This is a genomic window from Thalassospira sp. MIT1004 (assembly GCF_001858545.1).
In the GTDB taxonomy this organism is placed as follows: domain Bacteria; phylum Pseudomonadota; class Alphaproteobacteria; order Rhodospirillales; family Thalassospiraceae; genus Thalassospira; species Thalassospira xiamenensis.
In genome coordinates this window covers 279,614-302,928 of the sequence record NZ_MCAO01000033.1, presented here as the reverse complement: position 1 = coordinate 302,928, position 23,315 = coordinate 279,614, and the positions used below count along the sequence as shown (strand labels likewise).

24 protein-coding genes are annotated in these 23,315 nt (G+C 53.1%); 18 read left to right on the top strand and 6 right to left on the bottom strand.

What is annotated here, in order from left to right:
- Positions 1-98: 98 nt before the first annotated feature.
- Positions 99-1,136, bottom strand: a complete 1,038-nt coding sequence (gene hemE / locus BC440_RS12935) for a uroporphyrinogen decarboxylase (protein ID WP_063092265.1) — start codon at positions 1,134-1,136, stop codon at positions 99-101.
- A gap of 666 nt (positions 1,137-1,802) precedes the next feature.
- Here hemE and BC440_RS12930 point away from each other — a divergent pair.
- The 10 genes from BC440_RS12930 to rho all read left to right on the top strand — a co-directional run bounded on the left by BC440_RS12930 (position 1,803) and on the right by rho (position 9,450).
- Complete coding sequence (locus BC440_RS12930; RefSeq protein ID WP_037989244.1) at positions 1,803-2,627, top strand: pyruvate, water dikinase regulatory protein; 825 nt, start codon at positions 1,803-1,805, stop codon at positions 2,625-2,627.
- Between the two features lie 44 nt (positions 2,628-2,671).
- A complete protein-coding gene (locus BC440_RS12925) occupies positions 2,672-3,268 on the top strand; it encodes a Maf family protein (RefSeq protein WP_063092266.1) in 597 nt (198 codons plus the stop codon).
- Between the two features lie 31 nt (positions 3,269-3,299).
- A complete protein-coding gene (locus tag BC440_RS12920) occupies positions 3,300-4,166 on the top strand; it encodes a shikimate dehydrogenase (RefSeq protein WP_063092267.1) in 867 nt (288 codons plus the stop codon).
- A gap of 31 nt (positions 4,167-4,197) precedes the next feature.
- Positions 4,198-4,800: a dephospho-CoA kinase gene (gene coaE, locus BC440_RS12915; RefSeq protein ID WP_063092268.1), complete on the top strand. Its 603-nt coding sequence runs from the start codon at positions 4,198-4,200 to the stop codon at positions 4,798-4,800.
- Positions 4,793-5,506, top strand: coding sequence for a DNA polymerase III subunit epsilon (gene dnaQ, locus BC440_RS12910; RefSeq protein WP_063092269.1), 714 nt, complete (start codon positions 4,793-4,795; stop codon positions 5,504-5,506). Before coaE ends, dnaQ begins: the two co-directional genes overlap by 8 nt.
- Positions 5,507-5,696: 190 nt before the next feature.
- Positions 5,697-6,509 (top strand): transporter substrate-binding domain-containing protein, encoded by an 813-nt coding sequence (locus BC440_RS12905; protein ID WP_223304927.1) that lies wholly within the window; start codon positions 5,697-5,699, stop codon positions 6,507-6,509.
- An 88-nt stretch (positions 6,510-6,597) separates the two neighbouring features.
- The gene (locus tag BC440_RS12900; protein WP_223304925.1) at positions 6,598-6,873 is read left to right on the top strand and encodes an LUD domain-containing protein; all 276 of its coding nucleotides are present in this window, start codon (positions 6,598-6,600) and stop codon (positions 6,871-6,873) included.
- Complete coding sequence (locus BC440_RS12895; protein WP_063092272.1) at positions 6,851-7,498, top strand: Smr/MutS family protein; 648 nt, start codon at positions 6,851-6,853, stop codon at positions 7,496-7,498. The genes BC440_RS12900 and BC440_RS12895 overlap by 23 nt, the downstream gene beginning before the upstream one ends.
- Positions 7,495-7,854, top strand: coding sequence for a helix-turn-helix domain-containing protein (locus BC440_RS12890; protein ID WP_037989003.1), 360 nt, complete (start codon positions 7,495-7,497; stop codon positions 7,852-7,854). Before BC440_RS12895 ends, BC440_RS12890 begins: the two co-directional genes overlap by 4 nt.
- 333 nt (positions 7,855-8,187) lie before the next feature.
- A complete protein-coding gene (rho, locus tag BC440_RS12885) occupies positions 8,188-9,450 on the top strand; it encodes a transcription termination factor Rho (protein WP_007088512.1) in 1,263 nt (420 codons plus the stop codon).
- A 257-nt stretch (positions 9,451-9,707) separates the two neighbouring features.
- Here the strand turns inward: rho and BC440_RS12880 are convergent, their stop codons facing one another.
- Positions 9,708-10,010, bottom strand: a complete 303-nt coding sequence (locus BC440_RS12880) for a hypothetical protein (RefSeq protein ID WP_063092273.1) — start codon at positions 10,008-10,010, stop codon at positions 9,708-9,710.
- 138 nt (positions 10,011-10,148) lie between these two features.
- Here BC440_RS12880 and BC440_RS12875 point away from each other — a divergent pair, with 138 nt between their 5' ends.
- Complete coding sequence (locus tag BC440_RS12875; protein WP_007088513.1) at positions 10,149-10,700, top strand: HD domain-containing protein; 552 nt, start codon at positions 10,149-10,151, stop codon at positions 10,698-10,700.
- A gap of 68 nt (positions 10,701-10,768) precedes the next feature.
- Here the strand turns inward: BC440_RS12875 and BC440_RS12870 are convergent, their stop codons facing one another.
- From BC440_RS12870 to BC440_RS12860, 3 genes are all read right to left on the bottom strand, one after another.
- Entirely contained in the window at positions 10,769-11,743 is a 975-nt protein-coding gene (locus BC440_RS12870; RefSeq protein ID WP_063092274.1) for a quinone oxidoreductase, read from the bottom strand.
- 175 nt (positions 11,744-11,918) lie between these two features.
- Positions 11,919-12,404, bottom strand: a complete 486-nt coding sequence (locus BC440_RS12865; protein ID WP_063092275.1) for a methylated-DNA--[protein]-cysteine S-methyltransferase — start codon at positions 12,402-12,404, stop codon at positions 11,919-11,921.
- A 132-nt stretch (positions 12,405-12,536) separates the two neighbouring features.
- The gene (locus BC440_RS12860; RefSeq protein WP_063092276.1) at positions 12,537-14,588 is read right to left on the bottom strand and encodes a thioredoxin domain-containing protein; all 2,052 of its coding nucleotides are present in this window, start codon (positions 14,586-14,588) and stop codon (positions 12,537-12,539) included.
- 293 nt (positions 14,589-14,881) lie between these two features.
- On the opposite strand from BC440_RS12860, the gene BC440_RS12855 reads away from it, so the two are divergent.
- The 7 genes from BC440_RS12855 (at position 14,882) to BC440_RS12825 (ending at position 22,188) form a co-directional block, all read left to right on the top strand.
- Positions 14,882-15,142 (top strand): DUF6489 family protein, encoded by a 261-nt coding sequence (locus BC440_RS12855; RefSeq protein WP_007088517.1) that lies wholly within the window; start codon positions 14,882-14,884, stop codon positions 15,140-15,142.
- Between the two features lie 5 nt (positions 15,143-15,147).
- Positions 15,148-15,477 (top strand): hypothetical protein, encoded by a 330-nt coding sequence (locus BC440_RS12850; protein ID WP_063092277.1) that lies wholly within the window; start codon positions 15,148-15,150, stop codon positions 15,475-15,477.
- Between the two features lie 320 nt (positions 15,478-15,797).
- A complete protein-coding gene (mnmE, locus tag BC440_RS12845; protein ID WP_051682177.1) occupies positions 15,798-17,207 on the top strand; it encodes a tRNA uridine-5-carboxymethylaminomethyl(34) synthesis GTPase MnmE in 1,410 nt (469 codons plus the stop codon).
- A gap of 145 nt (positions 17,208-17,352) precedes the next feature.
- Complete coding sequence (gene mnmG / locus BC440_RS12840) at positions 17,353-19,251, top strand: tRNA uridine-5-carboxymethylaminomethyl(34) synthesis enzyme MnmG (protein ID WP_063092278.1); 1,899 nt, start codon at positions 17,353-17,355, stop codon at positions 19,249-19,251.
- A gap of 275 nt (positions 19,252-19,526) precedes the next feature.
- A complete protein-coding gene (gene rsmG, locus BC440_RS12835) occupies positions 19,527-20,162 on the top strand; it encodes a 16S rRNA (guanine(527)-N(7))-methyltransferase RsmG (RefSeq protein ID WP_063092279.1) in 636 nt (211 codons plus the stop codon).
- Positions 20,159-20,983 carry a ParA family protein gene (locus BC440_RS12830; protein WP_007088522.1) on the top strand — a complete coding sequence of 275 codons (825 nt, stop codon included), beginning with the start codon at positions 20,159-20,161 and terminating at the stop codon, positions 20,981-20,983. The genes rsmG and BC440_RS12830 overlap by 4 nt, the downstream gene beginning before the upstream one ends.
- The gene (locus tag BC440_RS12825) at positions 20,980-22,188 is read left to right on the top strand and encodes a ParB/RepB/Spo0J family partition protein (protein ID WP_063092280.1); all 1,209 of its coding nucleotides are present in this window, start codon (positions 20,980-20,982) and stop codon (positions 22,186-22,188) included. Before BC440_RS12830 ends, BC440_RS12825 begins: the two co-directional genes overlap by 4 nt.
- 85 nt (positions 22,189-22,273) lie before the next feature.
- On the opposite strand, the gene holA is transcribed toward BC440_RS12825, so the two are convergent.
- Positions 22,274-23,305, bottom strand: a complete 1,032-nt coding sequence (gene holA / locus BC440_RS12820) for a DNA polymerase III subunit delta (protein WP_063092281.1) — start codon at positions 23,303-23,305, stop codon at positions 22,274-22,276.
- Between the last annotated feature and the right edge of the window lie 10 nt (positions 23,306-23,315).

The following is a 23,315-nucleotide window of genomic DNA, read 5'->3' as shown; positions in this document are numbered from 1 at the left end:
GATCCTGCCGATTATAATGGCCAATCAGTATCGAAGTGCAACGGGTTTAAACCATTTTACGCATTGAATTTTTCAATCGATTTGATCGATTTCAATTATCAGCGATAATTTCGAATAAAATCGACCAGCTTGCCGACATTTTCCGGCGATGTTTCCGGGGTAATCCCGTGTCCAAGATTGAAAATGAACGGACCATCACGCAGCACATCTAGGATACGGCGGGTTTCATCAATCATTTCGTCCCCACCGGTAATCAGATACATCGGATCAAGATTACCCTGCACCGGGCCCAATGGCTGAAGTTTTTCCGCAACCCATTTCAAAGGAACACCACTATCAAGACCAACGGCATCGACACCAGTCTGCTGTTTGAAGTCGATCAGATGCAAGCCAGCACCCCTTGGGAAGCCAATCACAGGCAAATCCGGATGTACCGCCTTAAGATTTGCGACAATCTTTTTGGTCGGTTCGATCACCCAGCGTTCAAACCCGTTTTCCGACAGTACTCCGCCCCAGGTTTCAAAAAGCTGAATGCATTCCGCACCTGCTTCAACCTGTTTTAGCAGATATTGCGTGGTGGCTTCGACCAGGATGTCTATCAGACGTGAAAACCCGTCTGGATCGCCATAAGCAAAGCGGCGAATATTGGCAAAATCCTTGCTGCCCTTTCCTTCAACCATATAGGTCGCAACCGTCCAAGGTGCCCCTGCAAAACCAATGAGAGAGGTATGAGACGGAATGGATGCAGAGAGCTTTGCAACCGTCTCGTAAACCGGCCCCAGTGTGTCATGGATATGATCAACATTTAGGATGCCAAGTCCCGAAGCATCTCTAATGGCTTCAAGCTGCGGGCCTTCCCCTTGCTTGAAAGCCAAATGCTGTCCAAGTGCCTGTGGTATGACGAGGATATCGGAGAACAGAATAGCCGCATCGAAGTCATAGCGCCGCAACGGCTGCAAGGTAACTTCACACGCAAGATCAGGATTATAGCAAAGATCGAGGAACGAACCTGCTTCGGACCGTGTTGCGCGATATTCCGGAAGATAGCGACCCGCCTGGCGCATGAGCCAGATGGGAGGTACCGGCAATGTTTCACCGGCAAGGGCGCGCAAAAAGGTCTTGTTTGGTTTTGGCATGACGTTTCCTGTTTGACTGCCGGTAACTGCCTTTCAACGGGCTGTTTCCGGGTATGATAGTCCCGATCCTTTTGTCAGAGACGATGATCTGGCGCTTATGTCTGGTTCCCGGTTCCTGACCCGTTAATTGTGTCCTGAAGCCTTTCCAAGCCGTTTTTCCACCGTGTCTCTAACAAAACCTTCTTTAATAAAAAAGGATGTTGTTTGTTAGTGGTTCCCTGTGGATAACGGGGATCAAATTTGGTGCACAGTTTATCCACATTGCGACTCGGGAAAAATGATTCATCTCAAACGGTCTTGGGGAAAACTGGGGACGACTCGAAACGACTCCCAAGGATGAGCTTGGGAAAAGCCGTTTTTGAATAATGGGGATAGCGGGGATTAATCTGGTTTTCGCTCTGTTATCCCTGCTATTAGGGAAAAAATTTTCCGCTTATCCCCCGTGGGACGAATGCATTGAGAAATTTTGTATGACGTGCAGGATAAAATCTGTGGAAAACATTTGGCCGGAGTCGCCCCCGTTATCCACAATTATCCACAGGCTCGACTCCGTCAGTTTAATTTATGGTTGGGATTGCAGTGCCCTGACATATGGCAGATGATCGAAATATCGAACACCGGGTTTCGGTTAAGTAATATGAAATGCTGGAAAATTGCGGGTCTGCAATGATTGATGACGACAATATCTTTCACCTCCATCTGGTATCGGACTCGACCGGTGAAACCGTTGACGGGGTGGCACGTGCCTGCATTGCACAATTTCCCGATGTCCGGGCCCATGAACATGTCTGGTCGCTGATCCGAACCGATGCGCAGCTTGCCCGTGTGCTTGCCGATATCGAACGCAATCCCGGTATCGTGCTTTATACGGTTTTCGATATGGATATCCGCCGTAAGCTCGAAGAAGGCTGTCGCCGTTTGCAGGTACCGCACAGCCATGTGCTTGATAATACCATTACCATGATGGCCGGGTATCTGGGACAGCAATCACGCGGCCGCACCGGCGCCCTTCATAAAATGGACGAAGATTATTTCAACCGGATCGAAGCCATTGATTACACGCTGTCTCATGATGACGGGCAATCGACCTGGGATCTTGAAGAAGCCGATGTCGTGATTGTCGGAGTTTCGCGCACGTCAAAGACACCGACCTCCGTCTATCTGGCAAATCGTGGCATCAAAACCGCCAATGTGCCGTTTGTGCCGGGGTGCCCGTTGCCCCCGGAACTCGACAAGCTTAAAAATCCGCTGGTTGTTGGCCTGATCAAGGATGTTGATCAACTGGTATCGATCCGCAAAAATCGACTGCGCCAGATCGAGCGCGGCGAGGGTGGAGATTACGTTGACCCGGTTGCCGTGCGAAACGAAGTCCATCAGGCACGCCGTTATTTTACTGATCGCAGCTGGAAGATTATCAACGTCACCAGACGATCCATCGAAGAAACCGCGGCGATCATTCTATCGACCATGTATGACCGGCGCGGTCATTAATTCGATTAATTCAAAGACATAAGCAAATCACAGGATACCGATACATGACCAGACTGATTCTGGCGTCCAGCAGCAAAGCTCGCCACTCCATGCTGACAAATTCAGGTGTGGATTGCGAGGCAATTGCCTCCATGATCGACGAAGACGGTTACAAGCAATCAATGAAGGCCGAAGGTGCCAGTGCTGCCGAAGCCGCCGAAACGCTCGCCGAAATGAAGGCATTGCGCATGTATCGACAGCAACCCGATGGTATCGTTATAGCGGCCGATCAGATGCTGGAATGCAACGGGATCTGGTTTGACAAGCCGCGTGACCGCGACAATACCCGTGCCCAGCTTCTGGCGCTTCGCGGTAAAACCCATCAACTGGTTTCGGCGGCCGTGATCTATAAGGAAGGATCACGTATCTGGGGCACCATCGATACCGCCCATCTGACCATGCGCAACTTTACGGATGAATGGCTCGAAGACTATCTTGATGCCGCCGGCGATGACATTTACGACTGTGTTGGAGGTTATCAGCTTGAAGGTATTGGCGCGCAGCTTTTCACCGAAGTACGCGGTGACTATTTTACCGTTCTGGGCCTGCCTCTTTTGCCGCTGATTGGCTTCTTGCGTGATCACGGTATTCTCAAGGCATAATAAAAGACATTCAGGCAGGAAATTCTTCATTATGATTTCGCGAACCCCTTATCGAACCCTGTCGGGTACCTCGCGCCTTGCCGGTGTGATGGGCTGGCCGGTATCGCACTCGAAATCGCCGCGTCTGCACGGTTACTGGCTGGCAAAATACGGGATCGACGGTTGCTATATGCCGCTCCCGGTAGAGCCGGATAATTTTCAGGATGCCCTGAAATCCTTGCGAAATCTGGGTTTTTCTGGGGTCAATGTCACCATTCCGCAAAAAGAAATGGCGATGCCCGAATGTGATGAACTCTCTAATCGTGCGCGTCGCATCGGAGCGGTCAATACTGTGACCTTTGCCAAGGATGGCCGCATGCTGGGCGATAATACCGATGGGTTCGGTTTTATCGAAAACCTTTGCCAAGAAGCCCCGAATATCGATTTTGCGTCTGGTCCGGCGGTGGTGCTGGGTGCGGGTGGGGCATCGCGCGCGGTTTTGATTGCCCTGCTTGACGAAGGCAGTCCCGAAATCCGTATTGCCAATCGTACACGCAAACGCGCTGAAGATCTGGCGACCGAGATTAATGATCCCCGGATAAATGTTGTGAACTGGCCGCTTGATCCCGCAAGCCTTGCCGATGCGGCACTTGTGGTCAATACCACAAGCCTTGGCATGGTTGGACAGCCGAAACTTGAAATCGATCTTGAAGGTTTGCCGCAAACAGCCCTTGTTACCGATATCGTTTATGCACCGCTGATAACCGATCTGCTGGCACAGGCCAAAAAACGCGGCAATCAAGTGGTTGACGGGTTAGGCATGTTGCTGCATCAGGCACGACCGGGTTTCCATCGCTGGTTCGGGATTGATCCAGAGGTTACGCCAGAGCTTCGCGAATTCGTGCTTTTGCCAGATTAATCCGAATTAAGATCACAGGACACTATTTATTATGGTGATTTTGGGACTGACCGGGTCCATCGGCATGGGTAAATCGACAGCGGCGGGGATGTTCCGCTATCTCGGTGTGCCGGTTCACGATGCCGATGCCAGCGTACATCATTTGATGGCACCGGATGGGGCGGCATTTGAACCGATCATTTCGGCATTCCCTGATGTCCTGCAAGACGGCCGTATTGATCGCCAGATACTCGGACCAATCGTTTTTGCCGATTCCGATGCGCTGAAATGTCTTGAAGCAATCCTGCACCAGCTGGTTCGCGGTGAAGAAAACCGATTTCTAAAGCAGAACCGTCTGGCGCAAAGACCATTGGTTGTACTTGATATCCCACTTCTGTTTGAAACGGCGGGCGAAAAACGCTGCGATCAAGTTGCAGTAGTATCAGCGCCGGAGTTCATTCAACGCCAACGTGTTATGGCGCGATCGGGGATGACGGAGGCCAAATTTTCCGCCATTCTTGCCAAACAGATGCCCGATCGCGAAAAACGTCGCAAAGCCGATTTCATCATCCCGACAGGCTTGGGGCGGGCGGTAACTTTCGCTAAGATACGGACCATCGTTGACCAACTGGAAAATCGGACCCGACATGCGTGAAATTGTCCTTGATACGGAAACCACCGGCCTTGATCCATATGCAGACCATCGCCTGGTGGAAATCGGTTGCATCGAGTTGATCAATCACATGCCGACGGGACAGCAATATCACCAATATATCAATCCGCAGCGTCCGATGCCAAGAGAGGCATTCGACGTTCACGGTTTGGGTGACGATTTCCTTAAAGACCAGCCTGTTTTTGCCGAAATTGTCGATGATTTTCTCAAATTTATCGGCGATGATTCGCTTCTTGTGATCCATAACGCTGCGTTCGATATGAAATTCCTGAACGCAGAACTTGAATGGCTGAGCAAGCCGAAAATTGCCATGAATCGCGCGATTGATACCGTGCAGATGGCGCGCAAAAAATTCCCTGGTTCTCCGGTCAGCCTCGATGCGCTGTGCCGTCGTTTCAAGATCGATAACTCGAACCGTACCCTGCACGGCGCATTGCTCGATTCCGATCTGTTGGCGCTGGTTTATCTTGAACTGCTGGGGGGGCGGCAACATGGGCTTTTGCTTGATTCCAATGCCAAGGACAAAGCAAAGGAGACCGCGAATACCCCGCGCATGGTGGTGGGGCCAAAGGAAAATCGTCTTGAACCACGGCTCCATATCGTCAGCGACGAAGAATTGGCTGCACATCGCGCCTATATTGAAACAAAGCTTTCCGGTGCCTTTTGGCTAAAGCACGAAGAGGTATGATGTGACCGGCATGTTTTCCCGATATGCCGTTTTTTTTAGAACTTCTTTTTTTTGTCAGATCGTCTTTTTGCTTTTTGAACTCCCGTTCTTGAACTGGCCGCTTTTCAACAAGCCGGGTGTAATCGGATGTTTGATCACTGCAATGCTTCTGTCGGGGATCCCAACCCGCGATGCGAGCGCCCAATATCAATTGGGTGACCAATCCCCGATCCAGTTGCAGCAAACAGACACCCTCATCGATGGCGAACTTGCCTATACCATTCATGCGTCTGAGGGCGGTCGTGATAAAGTCCGTCCCGAACCGGGCTATTTTGATGATCTTGTCACGACTCTGTTTAACGATGCTGGTCTGCCCTATGTCATTGCGGCGCAAGCACCCTGGAAGCGGGTTATGGAACAGGCGGTGCAGGGCACCCGGCATGTAATCTATCCGACAACTCGAACCGCGGATCGCGAAGACAGCTTCAAATGGGTTGGGCCGATCAGTCGCACCATCTGGAACCTTTATGGTTACGCCGGTGCCAAATGGCAGGATATGAGCTTTGATAACATCCTGTCCTCGGCACGGATCGGCGTTTTGTTGGGATCGGCGCGTGAACCCTATTTACGTAAACGCGGCGCACAACAGCTTGTTCTGGTTCCACGCGAAGAGCTTTTACTGCCTATGTTACATGCTGATCGTGTGGATCTGATTGCAATTGGTGGTTCGGTTCTGCGCCAATATCGCGACATTGTCGATCCCAGTGCTCAGCAACGCGATATTGACGGGATTTTACCATATCGCAGTTGTTTTCTTTATATTGCCATCAGCAATGCGGCCCCGATTGACGAGATCAAAAAACTTCAGAACTCTCTCGATAAGATTAAGCAAAGTGGCCAATTCATTAATTTACGTGAGAGACATGGCTTGTCTTCGAATACCGACAGTGCGTTTCTGCGAGCAATGTTGAACCTCGACAATAACGGTGTTGCCTGTCTTGATCTTTTCGGGCGGGATGATTGATACGGTTTATGAACATTCGCACATGTAGTGATCATCAGGCTTTGGACCCACCATTGTTCGGTTTATGGCGCGGTTGGCGGTCATGCCTATGGCTTGGTTTACTCTGGGCCGATATGCCTTTACGCTCAATATGCTTCCCGACACCCGTATTGTCGTTTTAAAAGTCAGCGACATCGTCGGAACTTACGAAGAAGTATGGGCACGGTTGCGCGAATGGGAAGGAAACGGCAATATGCCGCGAACATTCCTTTGGGTGACAGGCCCGTCGCGAACAGGCGATATCGAACAGACGATACAGCTAGGCGCGCACGGACCGCGCCGTTTGCATATCGTTCTGGTGGATGACACAAAAGAAAACCCATAAAAGACGGCGCTCCGTCAGCGACGAAGAAAAGGCCCTTTGGGAAATTTTCACGCGTGATGTCAAACCCCTGCATTCCAAACAGCGCAAGGGCAGCGACGCCGTGTTCGAACTGGACGAAGATCATCCCAAAAGCGATACGGCGATGCCGCTTCCTGATGACCTGCAAGGCGAAATCAAGAAGGCCGAAGAAGTCCGGGCTGCGCGCAATCTGCCATCTGCACGCAATGCTGATCGAGGCCCGCAGATAAAGAATCGCGCCTTGGCCGAACTTGAACCCGGTGTCACCGATAACATTGATAAGTCGACGGCCAAAAAATTCCAGAAAGGCCAGATGTCAATCGACGGACGTATCGATCTGCACGGCATGACCCAGGATGTCGCCCACCATGCACTGAATGCTTTTATCGAAGACAGCTGGCGGGCCGGAAAACGTTGTGTTCTGGTGATTACGGGCAAAGGATCGCGTGCTGATGAATATGGCCGCACCGGTCTTTTGCGCCAACGCACCCCGCAATGGCTAAGCGCGCCAAGGCTCCGCACCCGTATTCTTGCCATCAGCGAAGCCCGTATCCAGCACGGCGGATCGGGCGCTTTTTATGTTCTGCTGAAACGGAGACGCCCGTGACACCCTTTGGCAATCGTATTCGCGAATTACGGGCGCGGCATAATGTCACCCTGACCGATATGGCAAACGCCTTGCAGCTCTCGCCAGCATACCTTTCCGCGCTTGAACATGGCCATCGTGGCCGGCCAAGCCCGGGTCTGGTGCAGCAAATCTGCGGCTATTTCAATCTGGTCTGGGATGAAGTTGACGAAATCAAACGCCTGGCACAGCTTTCTCATCCCAAGGTAACGGTAGATACCGCCGGGCTTGAGCCAGAGGCAACCGAACTTGCCAATCTTCTGTCGGAACGGATTGCCGGTTTAAGCGATGATCAGCTTGCCCGTATGCTGGCGATAGTCCGCGAACGGGTTGGTTGACCAGACAGATGCACGAAGGTTCGCCAGTTGGTTGAAGAATATCTTTCGCCGGTTTAGCTTGGGCAGGCGATGGCATGGCAGTTCTGCAACAGGTGCACGTGATATTGCCTTAATGGCTTGAAACACGGTTTGACTATTGGTTCAATCGGCGTTATCAATCTGTGGTGTTTTACACCCGAAACATGAAACAGTCCTGTCTGCTTCACAACTACAAGGTTCTGACCGGTCCGCAGAAACTATGATCTGCCTGATCGTCAACCGTATTCCTCTCTATATCTCCTCTCCTTTCAATCATCGCCTTTCCCGGCAATCACAAGATCATTAAACGCACATATGCATCTTCAGGAACTCAAAAAGAAATCCCCGACGGAGCTTCTTGCCCTGTCCGAGGAACTCGAAATCGAAAACGCCAGCACGCTCCGTAAACAGGAGCTGATGTTTGCCATTCTCAAACAGCTGGCCGAAAACGATCATGCCATTTTCGGCGAAGGCGTGTTGGAGGTTCTGCCAGACGGCTTTGGCTTCCTGCGCAGTCCCGAGGCAAACTATCTTGCCGGTCCGGACGATATCTATGTCTCGCCGAGCCAGGTTAGGCGCTTTGGTCTGCGCACGGGCGATACGGTTGAAGGCCAGATTCGTTCGCCCAAGGAGGGCGAGCGTTATTTCGCGCTGCTCAAGGTCGACAAGGTCAACTTTGATGCGCCCGAAAAAGTCCGCCATCGCATCAATTTCGATAACCTGACCCCGCTTTACCCGGACGAACCGCTCAAGATGGAGCGCCACCTTGATCAGGAAGGCAACAAGGACATCACGAACCGTGTGATTGAACTTGTTTCCCCTCTTGGTAAAGGTCAGCGTGCCCTGATCGTCGCACCGCCGCGCACAGGTAAAACCGTGATGCTGCAAAACATTGCGCACGCGATTGAGGAAAACCACCCGGAAGCCTATCTGATCGTTCTTCTGATTGATGAACGCCCGGAAGAAGTGACCGACATGGACCGTTCCGTGAAGGGCGAGGTCATCAGTTCGACCTTCGACGAACCCGCACAGCGTCACGTCCAGGTCACTGAAATGGTTCTGGAAAAGGCAAAACGCTTGGTTGAGCACAAGCACGATGTCGTCATCCTGCTGGACTCCATCACTCGTCTTGCACGTGCTTACAACACTGTCGTTCCAAGCTCCGGCAAGGTTCTGACCGGTGGTGTCGATGCCAACGCCCTGCAGCGTCCGAAACGCTTTTTCGGTGCGGCACGTAACATAGAAGAAGGCGGTTCGCTGACCATCATCGCAACTGCCCTGATTGATACCGGTTCGCGCATGGACGAGGTCATCTTTGAAGAATTCAAAGGTACTGGTAACTCCGAGCTTATTCTGGATCGCAAACTGTCCGACAAACGTATCTTCCCGGCGATCGATATTCTTAAATCGGGTACCCGTAAGGAAGAACTGCTGGTCGAAAAAAGCGCGCTCTCCAAAATGTGGGTTCTGCGCCGTATCCTCAACCCGATGGGGCCGCAGGATGCGATGGAATTCCTGCTCGGTAAGCTCAAATCGACCAAAAACAACGACGATTTCTTCGATTCAATGAATGGCTGATCGCCGTTCGATCCTGTAATCGACCCGTCATGGAAAACCCCCGGCAATCTGTCGGGGGTTTTTGTTTGCCGGCAGGAGGTATCCGACAGGTTTATGAGTGCGGTAGATCACTGTGATCTACTTCGCTTGAACAGTGACAGGTTGCCTTTGCGCGATGAATATATCTGTGCTGTGCGGGCCGCCGAATGGCAGGCACTCGCCGGAACCGGGCCTGATCTGCAACCTTGCGGGATGTTTCATGTGAAACACTTCGCTATTCAGGTCATTGCCAATGTTAGTTCGGCATTGTGACCGTCAAGTTTCTGCCGGATCAGTTTGCTATCACCCGGTTCGACATGCAGCTTTCCATTACCAAAATGAAGCCCGATATGATGTACCCCGTATCGAAGGGTGATTGTCAGCTCATCAGCAGCGACGATTGCGCAATCCATTTGGTTATTGGCGGCCAGATGATGGGGCGGGGCCGATTTCCAGCCGGTTTGCGGTGCCAGACTGGTTAAATGCAGAGGTTCGGTGCTGGTATTTTGCAAGGTTAGTTTAAGATTCATTTCCTCGGGCATGTCTCGCTTATCTCCTTGATTTTGGCTCTTTCCTGTATGTGGGGCATAGATTTTTGATGTCGATAGCCATCAATGCTTGCAGTAGCCGCAATCAAATGTGACTCTGGTCTCGTTCTTCCACTACTTTTTTCAAGGCTGATGCAGCTTTTACTGAAATCCGTCGATTTTGCCGCCCGCGCGCATCGTGACCAGCGCCGCAAAGGCCCGGCCCATGAACCCTACATCAATCACCCGATCGAGGTATCGCGCCTGATCATCGAGTGCGAACCGCATACGGATGAATACGTGCTCTGTGCTGCGGTCCTGCATGATGTGATCGAGGATTGCGGGGCGACTCGCGATGAAATTGCCGCTTGTTTCAATGAAATGATCGCCGATATCGTCCTTGAAGTCAGCGATGACAAGGCGCTGCCGCGCGATGAGCGCAAAGCCCGCCAGATCGAAACCGCCCCGCATCTTAGTAACGGGGCTAAACTGGTCCGTCTGGCCGATAAGGTCGCCAATGTTGGCGCGATGTTGACCGATACCCCGGTTGGCTGGGACCGAGAACAGATTCTGCGCTATGTCGATTGGGCCGAAGCTGTCATTGCTCCGTGCCGTGCGGTTAGTTCCGGCCTGTCGGATCGTTTCGATGCTATCGCGCGCGATGTTCGTGCCTGGCACACGGAAAAGGAAGAGGCGGGGGTTTAACCCTGCCTCTTCCCATTCCTTTCATTTCCGCAAAGGCGTGAATCGATGTTTTTCAATGCGATAAAGTCTTAGGGTTTCAGTATGACCGAGCCCGTTGTTTTGCGGCCTTCAAGGTCGTCATGTGCGTGTTTGGCATCCGCAAGGTCATATGTCGCGCCGATATCAATCTTCACCACACCAGATTTCAGCACGTCAAATAGCTCGTTCGCGGTTGCCAGAAGCTCTTCGCGAGTGGCGGTATATTGAAAGACGCTCGGACGGGTCAGGAAATAGGCTCCGGGTGCGAGAGCTTTAAGCGGGACGGGTGGGACAGCGCCTGATGACTGGCCGAAACTGACCATCATGCCAAGACGTTTCAGGCAATCCAGCGAGTCGTCAAAGGTATCCTTACCGACGGAATCATAAACAACTTCAACGCCTTGGCCGTTGGTGATCTCTTTGACACGCTCGGATACCTTTTCCTCGCGATAAAGGATCGGATAATCGCAGCCCTTGGATTTGGCGATCTCGGCTTTTTCCTTCGATCCGACGGTACCGATTACGGTGGCACCCAGATGTTTGGCCCACTGGCAAACAATCTGGCCAACCCCGCCTGCAGCCGCATGGATAAGGATCGTATCGCCTTTTTTGACGTGATAGGTTCGGCGCAAAAGATACTGAGCGGTCATGCCCTGCAACATTGCGGCTGCTGCAAGATCAAAGCTGATTCCGTCCGGGATTTTAACCAAACCCTTGGCCGGCATTACACGTGCCTCGGCATAGGCACCCAGCGGTTGTGCGGCATAGGCAACCCGATCACCAACTGCAAGGTCGGTTACGCCGTCACCAACCGCCTCGATCACGCCCGAACCTTCAAGCCCAAGGCCCGATGGCAGGGACGGGGCCGGATAAACCCCGGAACGGAAATAGATATCGATATAGTTCAGTCCGATGGCTTCCTGTCGCAGGCGAACTTCACCGGTACCTGGTGCACCAACCTCGACATCTTCAAAACGCAGGACATCGCTGCCGCCGGTTTCATAAAATCGGAAAGCTTTGGTCATGGAGACCTCCCGTTAATGCGCCATTTTGGCGCTTGTCTGATCAATGGACCAAGTCTATGTCAGAAAACGGCATTTTGCTATCCGGCAGGTTTGGTTTTGTCCGTTCGGACGGAGGTTAAAAGACGGTATTTCATCTGATGGAATGCCAGACAAAATTGGCTGATAGCTGCTTTGTTCAGAACAGGTTGCCCTGATCGCTTGGGATAACCAGATCGACGCCTTCGATTTTCAAAAGCGCGCGTTTGGTTTCAAGTCCGCCATCGCCGGAATAACCGCCCGGTTTGCCGCCGCTCGCCAGAACACGGTGGCATGGAATGATTATGGGGATTGGATTAAGCCCGCAGGCCGTACCAACAGCCTGATAGGCCATTGGTGCCCCGGCTGCAATCGCCAGATCCTTATAGGTCGCGGTTTTGCCCAGCGGGATTTTGCACATCGCCTCCCATACAGCCTTGTGGAAATCGGTGCCATCGGGCGCCAGCGGCAGGTTGAAGGCATCAAGCTTGCCATCGAAATAGGCATTGAGCTGCGCTTTGGCATCGCTCAGGACCGGACTCGGTTCCATATCCTCGACAAAGCCCCAATCGACGGCGACGATCTGATCGTCGAATTCGAAAATTGTAATCGCCCCGACCGGGCTGTTCATCGAAATCTGCGGCATGGTCGAAATCCTGCGGCTTGTGGGAAGGGGTAAAAGGCATAATTAATTTTTGGATGCCGGAGGAGGAGGCCAACCATCGGATGTTTCACGTGAAACATCCGAGTTGAGCAGGCATCGTATCAGCGGCTCTTCTTATGTCGACTTATTTGGTAAATTGGCAAGCAGCTTGGCAAGGTCGGCGACATTAGTAACCGGGGCGGAACAGACCGACCCCTGACAGACATAGGCTGTCTCATGTCCGTCAATCGCGGTTTTTCCCTTGGCTGGGTGCAGGTCGGGCAGGGCATCGGTGTCGGCCAGAATGGTGATCGCACGGTTTGGCAGATAGGCGGCAAAGATGGCGCGCCGCATTTCCATGTACATCTGGCTGGGTTCCTTGGCGATCAGCACGATCTGAAGCGGATTTTGCAGCATTTCGGCTGCCAGAAGAAGGCCAGGCATGTTGGGAAATTGTTCGTTTAATCGCCCGGCAAAGGCGGCAATGGTGATTTCCGCCCGGTCGCGATATTTGGTATCGCCGGTCAGTGCATAAAGCCGCGCCAGATTTTGTGCCATGACCGAATTTCCGGCCGGAACCGCATTATCCATATGCGGTTTCTGGCGCACAACCAGATCATCGGCATCAGATGCCGATTGGAAATAACCACCTTTGGTGTCGGCAAACAGGTTTTCGACTGCTTCGCACCATTCGGTGGCTTCGCGAAGGTATGCATCCTCGCCAAAGCATTCATAAAGCCGCAAAGCCGTGCGGATCATGTGCGCGTAATCTTCGAGCATCCCGGCATGCTGTGCCTTGCCATTGCGATAACTATGCAGGAAGCGCCGGTCATTGCTTTCGCCAGTCATCAGGCTGTTGATCACAAAATTATAGGCAAGCTTCGCATAATCAAGCCAGTCTGCGCGCTTGAACACCATTGCGGCTTCAGCCAAAGCTGCAATGGTCATTGCGTTCCAGTCGGTCAGAGCCTTGTCATCCCATCCCGGCCATATGCGCTTGTTACGCACTGCCAAAAGCTTTGTCCGTATTTCCGAAAGTTTCTTTTCCGTCGTCCGGTCCGCAAGGCCAAGGCCCGATTGCGTGCGGTTCAGGATATTTTTATGTTCCCAGTTGCCCGAGGGACCGACGTCATAGATATCCTTGAACAGGGCGGCATCATTGCCAAGAATGGCGTTAATTTCGGCTTCGTCCCAGACATAGAACTTGCCTTCTACACCCTCGCTGTCGGCATCAAGGCTGGCGGCAAAGGCTCCGCCGGGGACTCGCATATCGCGCAGGATCCAGTCGATGGTTTCGGAAATGCGGGTTTCATAAAGCGGGTTGCCGGTTTCACGCCAGACATCACACAGAAGATCAATCAGCTGCGCATTATCATACAGCATCTTTTCAAAATGCGGCACCAGCCATTGGTCATCGACGGCATAACGGGCAAAACCGCCACCGACATGGTCATAAATCCCGCCCTGGCACATGCGATCAAGGCTGTGGCGGACGATGTGTTTAAGATCGGTATCGTTGGTGCGAACTCCGACACGCCATATAAGGGCCAGAAGGCTTGGTTGCGGGAATTTTGGCGCACCATTTGTGCCGCCATTTTCGCCGTCCATGATCTGTAAGCAGCCATGCCCGCACTGATCAATCATTGCGAGCGACGGCATCGAACCAGTTGCACCGCTATTCATTTTAATCAGCGCCTGACCGATCTGTGCAACGTTATGGCGGATGTTATCGGGCTGTTGGGTATAGATTTCTGAAACCGACTTCAAAACATCGCCAAATCCCGGGCGGCCATACCGTGCCTCCTTGGGGAAATAGGTCCCACCCCAGAACGGTTCGCCATCCGGCGTCAGGAACATGGTCAACGGCCATCCGCCCTGCTGACCCAGCAATGCCAGCGCATTCTGATAGACACTATCAAGATCGGGGCGTTCCTCGCGGTCGAGCTTAATATTCACAAACAGCTCGTTCATCAGTGCCGCGATACCATCATCCTCGAAACTTTCATGTGCCATAACATGGCACCAGTGACACGCCGCATAGCCAACCGATAGCAGAACAGGCTTGTTTGCCCCCTTGGCCGCGGCAAGAACCTCGGTACTCCAGGGTTGCCAATGCACCGGATTATCACGGTGCTGCAAAAGATAGGGGCTGGTTTCCGAACCAAGGTTGTTCTGCGCAAGTTTCATGGCATCGTGTCCTGTGCCCGTCCGGATTTCCTGTAAAGGTGGCGGGCTTTTTATGGTTTGCGGGAAGGGCAGTGTTCCATCCCATTGCTGACATTCATTCTATGGATGTAAGGGTAAAGCCCCTGAAGCGAAAGACAAGGGGGGTAAAGGGATTGGATTAGCAATATATTGCGATTTTATCGGCTTTTAACTGATTGGAAGTGCTCTGAGGTCGATAGTGATTGAGAACTTCGCACGGACGTCCATAATGGACCCAATAAAAAGCAGAAGATCAAACAGAGGAGATCAGGGCGATGAAAGTTTCCGTGGATATCGATTGCACGCCGGAAGAACTGCGCACCTTTTTTGGTCTGCCCGATGTGCAGCCCATGCAGCAGGCCTTGATGAAAGATATAGAGGACCGGATGAAAGCCAATCTTGCGGCGATGGATCCCGAAACCATGCTCAATACCTGGCTGCCGCAGGGCATGCAGAACTGGGAACAGCTTCAGAAAGCCTTCTGGAGCCAGTTTAACGCTGCCGGAAACACCACTGGCAAGAACACCAAGGACTGACTAGCTTGACGACCGAGGCACATTTTTATCAGGCGCATGTTTTCGTGTGCCAGAACGAGCGCCCCGCGACGCACGAACGCGGATGCTGCAATTCCAAGGGTGCTACGAAGCTTCGCAATTACATGAAGGTTCGCGCCAAGGAACTGGGTCTGCCAATGACTCGTATCAATACCGCCGGATGTCTTGATCGCTGCGAACTGGGGCCGGTGATGGTGATCTATCCCGAAGGCACTTGGTATCGTTACGAGACGATCGAAGATATTGATACCATCCTTAATGACCATCTGGTCGGGGGAAAGGTGGTTGAACGGCTGCGCCTAAGCCCGGATCAATAAACCGGTAAGGAGCGATGCGCGGCATCATCATTAGGACAATCACTTCAAACGGCTCCGACAGGGGCCGTTTTGTGTTTTCCGGCAACGAGAACGGTGACAAGTTGGTGCCGTTTCCAAAGATCTGTAAATCAAACTGGAAACCGATTTCCGCGAGGATCATGTGGTGGTCAGAAAGCTGATGATATGCCGCTTTCAGCTATCTTGTGCAGCCTTAAAGCCCTGTTTGTAATTGCAGCTATATGTTGACCTTCGCGGAATGCTGACCGATATGGACAGCCAGCAACATTTTTCTTCAGATGGCGTGACGGATAGCAGAACGGATGACGATTAACGTGACCGACAGTGGAACCCCGATCCGAGTGGGCCAGACAGACACCATATTTGCCCTTTCCAGCGGCGCTGGGCGGGCCGGGGTGGCGGTTATCCGGCTATCCGGGTCAATGGCTGGGGCGACATTGTGCGCGCTTCTGGGCCGCGACAGCCTGCCAAAACCACGTCATGCGATCTATGCGCCGATCCATGATCCGAAAACGAACGAGCGACTTGATGATGCGGTAGCGATCTATTTTGCAGGTCCGGCCAGCTTTACAGGCGAGGATGTCGTCGAGCTTCATACTCATGGCGGGCGTGCGGTAATCGACGGTGTTCTTGATTGCTTGGCCGCTCGACCGGGCCTGCGTATCGCCGAACCGGGGGAATATACCAGACGTGCCTTCGAAAATGGCAAAATGGACCTGACCGCGGCCGAGGGCATTGCCGATCTGATTGATGCCGAAACTGCGGCCCAACGCAGGCAGGCCGTGCGCCAGATGGCAGGCGAATTGGGCGCCCTTTACGAAAACTGGCGCGCGCGTTTAATGAAGGCATTGGCCTACATCGAGGCGGATATCGATTTTCCGGACGAAGATTTGCCTGGTGGTATTGTGCCGGTGGTGCGTGGTGATTTGTCATCCGTTCACGGCGAGATGGATAAACATCTCGCCGACAACCGGCGCGGCGAACGGTTGCGCGAAGGTTTCCAGATCGTGATTCTCGGTGCGCCTAATGCCGGTAAATCAAGCCTTCTGAACCGGCTGGCAAGGCGTGAGGCGGCGATTGTGTCCGAGATCGCTGGAACCACGCGCGATATGATCGAAGTCCATCTTGATCTTGGTGGTTTTCCCGTCACCATGGTGGATACTGCGGGCCTTCGCGAAAGTGGCGATGTGATCGAAACCGAGGGTGTTCGCCGTGCAACCGCCCGCGCGGAGGATGCGGATTTGCGGCTTGTTGTGGTGGATCGTTCCGACTGGCCCCACATCGACGCAGAGGCTGCGCGCCTGATTGATGCCAATACGATCCTTCTGGTCAATAAGGTGGATGGTGTGGATGTTGGCGATATCCCGACAGTCTGGTCTGGAAAATCGGCAATAGGGGATCGGCTTGAGCTGCCCGTTTTGCCCATATCGGCCATGACCGGGCAGGGGATGGAAAGCCTCTTGCAACTGCTGGAGACTCGCGTAAAAGAAGGGCTCGATTTTGCGGGACCAGTTCCCCTGACACGGCTGCGGCACCGCCAGGCACTTGAGCGTGCCAGTGATCATCTGGATCGCGGATTGCAGACCGATATTGCCGAATTGGCGGCCGAGGATGTTCGCCTTGCCGTGCGTGAAATCGGTAAAATCACCGGACGCGTCGATGTGGAAGACCTGCTTGATATTATCTTCGGCGACTTCTGTATCGGCAAATAAGATTATCAGAAATTGTTTCACGTGAAACATCGGCCATTTCGATGACACGTGGTTTTGAATTAAGACCTGAATAAGACTCGCAAGCTGTGTTGCATTGAGCAGATGTCATGGCTTGGCGTAGTCAAGGAATTCAACGAGGAATTCGATGTCGGATAACCGATTTGATGTGATTGTTGTTGGCGGGGGCCATGCCGGGTGCGAGGCTGCGGCTGCGGCTGCGCGCATGGGAGCGAAAACCGCACTGGTCACACACCGTGCTGATCGTATCGGAGAAATGTCTTGCAACCCGGCTATTGGCGGGCTTGGCAAGGGGCATATGGTTCGCGAGGTCGACGCGCTTGACGGTGTGATGGGTCGTGCGATTGACCGCGCTGGGATCCAATTCCGAATGCTGAACCGTTCCAAGGGACCGGCTGTGCGCGGCCCACGCGCGCAGGCTGATCGGAAGCTGTATCGCGAAGCGGTGCAGGATATTCTGGCCAATCAGGAAAACCTGACGATCATCGAAGGCGCGGTTCACGACCTTAAAATTACCGAGGGCGATGACAGCCGCGTGACCGGTGTGATCACCGAAGACGGGCGCGAATATGATGCCGGTGCGGTGGTTCTGACAACGGGAACATTCCTGCGTGGTCTTATTCACATTGGCGAAAAAACCACTCCGGCCGGGCGTATCGGTGATGCGCCAGCACTTGGTCTTTCGGAAACTTTGGAAAAATTCGGCTTCCGTTTGGGGCGTTTGAAAACCGGCACCCCGGCACGGCTTGATGGCCGAACGATCGATTGGGCCAGTCTTCAAGAACAGCCGGGTGACAATCCGCCCGATCCGTTTTCCTTCCTGACCCAAGAAATCACCGTACTGCAAATCCCGTGTCACATGACTTGGACAACTGAGGCGACGCACGAAATCATCCGTGCAAACCTGCATCGGGCTCCGATGTATAGTGGCCAGATCAAAAGCAGTGGCCCGCGTTATTGTCCGTCCATCGAAGACAAAGTTGTGCGTTTCGCCGAAAAGAACCAGCACCAGATTTTTCTGGAGCCAGAAGGGCTCGACGATCCGACGGTTTATCCGAACGGCATTTCAACCTCACTTCCCGAAGAAGTTCAGCTTGCGATGCTGGCCACCATTCCGGGTCTCGAGAAGGTCGCGATTTTCCGTCCTGGCTACGCAGTGGAATATGATTTTGTTGATCCGCGCGAGCTGCGCCATACGCTGGAAACCAAGAAAGTCAGTGCACTGTTCTTTGCCGGGCAGATCAATGGCACGACCGGTTACGAAGAGGCTGCCGGGCAGGGACTTGTCGCGGGTGTTAATGCTGCCCTTGTCGCCGGAAGCACAGCAGGGGCGGTTGAGCGCGAATTTGTTCTTGATCGTGCTGACGCCTATATCGGTGTGATGATTGATGATCTGGTGACGCTGGGCACGCGCGAACCTTATCGCATGTTTACCTCACGCGCTGAGTATCGTTTGATGCTTCGTGCGGACAATGCTGACCAGCGTCTGACGGATCGTGGTCTTGACATCGGCTGCGTGGCATCGCATCGCCAGCAGGTTTGGGGTGATAAAAAACTTTCGCTTGAAACAGCCAAACGCACCGTTTCCGATTTGACCGAAACCCCGAATGGTCTGGCGAAGCATGACATCAAAATCAATCAGGATGGTGTGCGGCGCTCGGCGTATGACTTGCTGGCATATCCGGATATTGATTTCGATACCTTGACCCGCGTCTGGCCGCAGCTTTCTGAAATTACCCCGGCGATCCGAGAACAGGTTTCAATCGATGCGCAATATAAAGGCTATCTGGATCGCCAGTCCGCCGATGTTGCGGCCTTCCGTCGGGATGAAGAATTGCGTCTGCCGCGCGATCTTGACTTCGATAGCGTCGGCAGCCTCTCGGCAGAAATCCGTCTGAAACTGAAAGAAATCCAGCCCGAAACTATTGGTGCGGCATCACGCATTCCGGGTGTCACCCCCGCGGCAGTGACCGCCTTGCTTGGGCATATCAAAAGCCACAAGCATAAGGCGATACGCAGCGCCTGATTGGAACTTACGTTGGGTTGTTCATAATTTCGGAAAGGCAGTACATTTTGTATAAGTGTGCTGCCCTTTTTTGATGTGCCGCTGTTTGTCATTGACGATGGGGCTTCATTCACCGCGGGCTTTTTGCACGCGTGATGCTTTTACTTATCGGTAGAATGTTTCACGTGAAACATTTTCGTGTTTTTCCCAAAAATTATTGATTTCGACGCGATAAAACGTGTTTGCTTAAAAAATCAAGTCTGGTGCGAATCATTAACGCGGATTATAACTCGAACATGCAATCCATTTCAGAACCCGTAAAAACATGGTTTGAGACCGATTTGAATGTTTCACGTGAAACATTGGACCGTCTTGGCCTTTATGCTGACCTTGTTGTCAAATGGCAGCCGAGGATCAATATCGTTGGTGCCAGCACGGCTGATGACGTCTGGACACGCCATTTACAGGATTCTGCGCAACTTTGGCCGTATGTGGAAGACGTTGTCCGTGGCGGGAAAATTGTCGATTTCGGTTCCGGGGCAGGGTTCCCAGGGATCGTTTTGGCGATTTTGGGAGCTAATGACGTAATTTTGATGGAATCAAACACCAAGAAAACCGTGTTTCTGCTGGAAGCAGCGCGGGTTTGTGGGGTGTTGGGCCAGATCGAAATTGCCCGCGAGCGTATTGAAGTCGCCAACGCGCGTGAAGCCGACGTGATTACAGCCCGTGCATTTGCGCCATTGCCAAAGCTTCTGGAGCTTGGGCAGCGGCATCTTAAACCGGGCGGGCATTATGTGTTGCTAAAAGGACGTGCCTTTGAGGAAGAGCTGGCCGATGCACGTGCAGCCGGTTGGGTATTCACTGTAACCACCCATGCCAGCCTGGTTGATCCAGAAGGCGTGGTGTTGATTTTGCAAGGAGTTGACCGGTGACCGACGTTATTGATTTGCCGCTTTCAATCTCTTCCGAGGCCGGTCACAGGCCGCGGATCATTGCCGTGGCCAACCAGAAGGGCGGGGTTGGTAAAACCACGACCACGATTAATCTGGCAACTGCGTTGGCGGCTGTGAACCAGCGGGTTTTGATCGTTGATCTTGATCCGCAGGGCAACGCAAGCACCGGTTTGGGCCTGCGTCCGTCTGAGCGCCAGATAAGTTCTTATGACGTGCTGATCAACGGCAATACGCTGGAAGAAGCACGCAAGGCAACTGCTATTCCACGCCTGACGATTGTGCCATCAGGTATGGATCTTTCTGGGGCGGAGATCGAGCTTGTCGATTTTGAACGCCGCGAGATGCAGCTTAAAGAATCGCTCGGTCGGTTGCCGCATGATGTCGATTATGTGCTGATCGATTGCCCGCCGTCACTTGGCTTGCTGACGCTTAATGCGTTGGTTGCCAGTGATGCGGTTCTGGTGCCGCTCCAGTGCGAGTTTTTCGCGCTGGAGGGGATAAGCCATCTGGTACGCACCATTAAGCGGGTGAAAAAGGCTTTTAACCCTGCTCTTGAAATTCAGGGCATTGTTTTGACGATGTATGACAAGCGTAACAACCTGTCAGCACAGGTAGCCAATGACGTACGCGACTATTTTGGTGATGTCGTTTATCGCACGGTGATCCCGCGCAATGTCCGTGTATCAGAGGCGCCAAGCCACGGTACGCCGGTGCTTGTCTATGATATGAAATGTCCGGGGTCGCGGGCATATCTTAATCTTGCAAGCGAAGTTCTGAAACGCGAAGGGGTGAAGGCATGAGTGAGGCAAAAAAACGCGGTTTGGGACGGGGGCTATCGGCCCTGCTGGGCGAGGAAGACGATGATGTCGGTGCAGCGGTTGCTGGTAGCAATGAGGCTGTTGCTCATCCAGGCCCTGGCGGGACCACACAGCTGATTGCCATCACCGATCTGAAGCCATCACCATTCCAGCCGCGCAGCAATTTTGATGACGAGGCGATTGACGATCTGGCGGCATCGATTCGTCAGAAGGGTATTATTCAGCCGATTCTTGTGCGGGCGTCCTCTACAGGTGAAACCACCTATGAAATCATTGCCGGTGAACGTCGCTGGCGGGCTGCACAGCGGGCGCAATTGCACGAAGTGCCGGTTCTGGTACGTGATTTTGACGACAGGGAAACCGCCGAGATTGCCCTGATCGAAAACCTGCAAAGGCAGGATTTGTCGCCACTCGAGGAATCCGAAGGTTATAGCCGCCTGATGAGCGATTTTTCGCATACTCAGGAGGCATTGGCTCAGGCGCTTGGCAAAAGCCGCAGTCATATTGCGAACAGCCTGCGTTTGTTGACGCTTCCTGCACCGATCAAGCAGATGTTGTCGGATCGTGTGCTGAGCCCCGGTCATGCGCGGGCCCTGTTGGGGGCGAATAACGCGGTCGAGCTGGCAAACCAGATCGTCAAGAAGGGGCTAAACGTTCGCCAGACCGAGAAACTGGTGAAAAGTGACGGCGGTAAAACCGCGCGCCAGAAGAAGCCTTCGTCGGGACGCACAAGCGATAAAGATCCAGATACAGTGGCGCTAGAGCATGATCTTAGCAATATGTTGGGGCTGGCAGTAAATATCGATTTTGACGGGGCGGGTGGTAAAATCTCTGTTCGGTATGAAACCCTTGAGCAACTTGACGATATTCTCAAACGTTTGAGTCAGGGACGGTTGGGCGAGTCGGCACCGGTTAATGACGATGATGATCCGCTTGTTCCCGAAGGTGAGGGGAACAACGAATTCGATTCGATGTTTATCGATGATGATCTTCTGACTGACGAGCTCGAATCGATTGCCGACGCGACCGAGATCGCGCTGGATGTCGATGACTCGTTTCTAGACGAGCCAGAAGGCGATATGCCGATTGAGCAGGATGAAGTCGGTGAAGAGGCGCTTGAGACATTGTCGGACGCGAAAGTCCTGAAGAGTAAAGCTCATGGAGCCCTAAGTAATAGCGACGAATAGATTTTTATATCCAATCCGCAACCGATAAGCAGCCCCGTGCGACTCGTTCAGTGGGGCTGCTTATCGGTTGCGGATTGGATAGTCGTTAGCGTCTGCCCTGCTTCTGGCGGGCAACGGCGACCTTGATCATCGCGCGGTGTGCGATGGTTTCGGGGATGGCGAGCCCACTTTTACAATCCTTTTCGGCTTCTAGCAGGATTTGCAGGGCGCGTTGCAGATTTCCCAATGCCCAATTCTGCAGATTGGCGCGAAACTGATCTGCGGCCTTGAAAAACAGGGGGGGACGCAACGATTTCATCGCCTGTTCGGCATTCGTGCCTTGTGCAATCTGGCCTTTGACCAGATGTAGTTTTTGAAAATAGCCGATCATCATGCGAAGTGCGCCAACCGGATTGAGGCCTTCTTCGACCAGGCGGGTCAGGGCGCTATCGAGGCTTGCGACATTGCCCTGGGATACGGCCTGCACGACATCGTCATAATGGCGGGCGGAACTATCCCCGACACAGGACATCGCGTCGGCCAATGTGACCTGACCTTCTTTCAGAGCGTAAAGAGCCAGTTTTTCAAGTTCGCTTCGTGAAATCATCCTGTCAGAGCCCAGGTTACCGACCAGATAGCGTATGGCATCGCGATCAATGCGCAGTTTGTGATCTTCCATGACGGAATTGATCAGGGCTTCGATATCTCGTCCGCTGTCGGCATAGCAGGGCAGTGCCATGCCATTACCGGCTTTCTCGACCGTCTGACGCAGTTTCGATTTGGACGCAAGGCTGCCGGCTTCGATGACGATCAGGGCATCACCGGCGGGATCGGCAAGGAAATCGGCAATGACGGGGGCCTGTGCCTCGCTAATGTCGCGGATTCGGATCACACGGCGCCCGCCACCAAAACTGATGGCGGCGGCTTCATCGCGCAGACGGCTGGCGTCTTCCTTAAGCTGGGCGGTGCCAAGTTCGATTACACGGAATGGATCCTTGAGATCCTCGACCACGGTTTTGGCAAGTCTGACCGCACGTTCTCGTACAAGCCCCTCATCCTCGCCATAGATCAGGACGAGTTGCGCCTTGGCATCGGGAGCGCGAAGGAAATTTTCAACCTGTGCCGCCTTGAGCTTCATTGCGTGATAT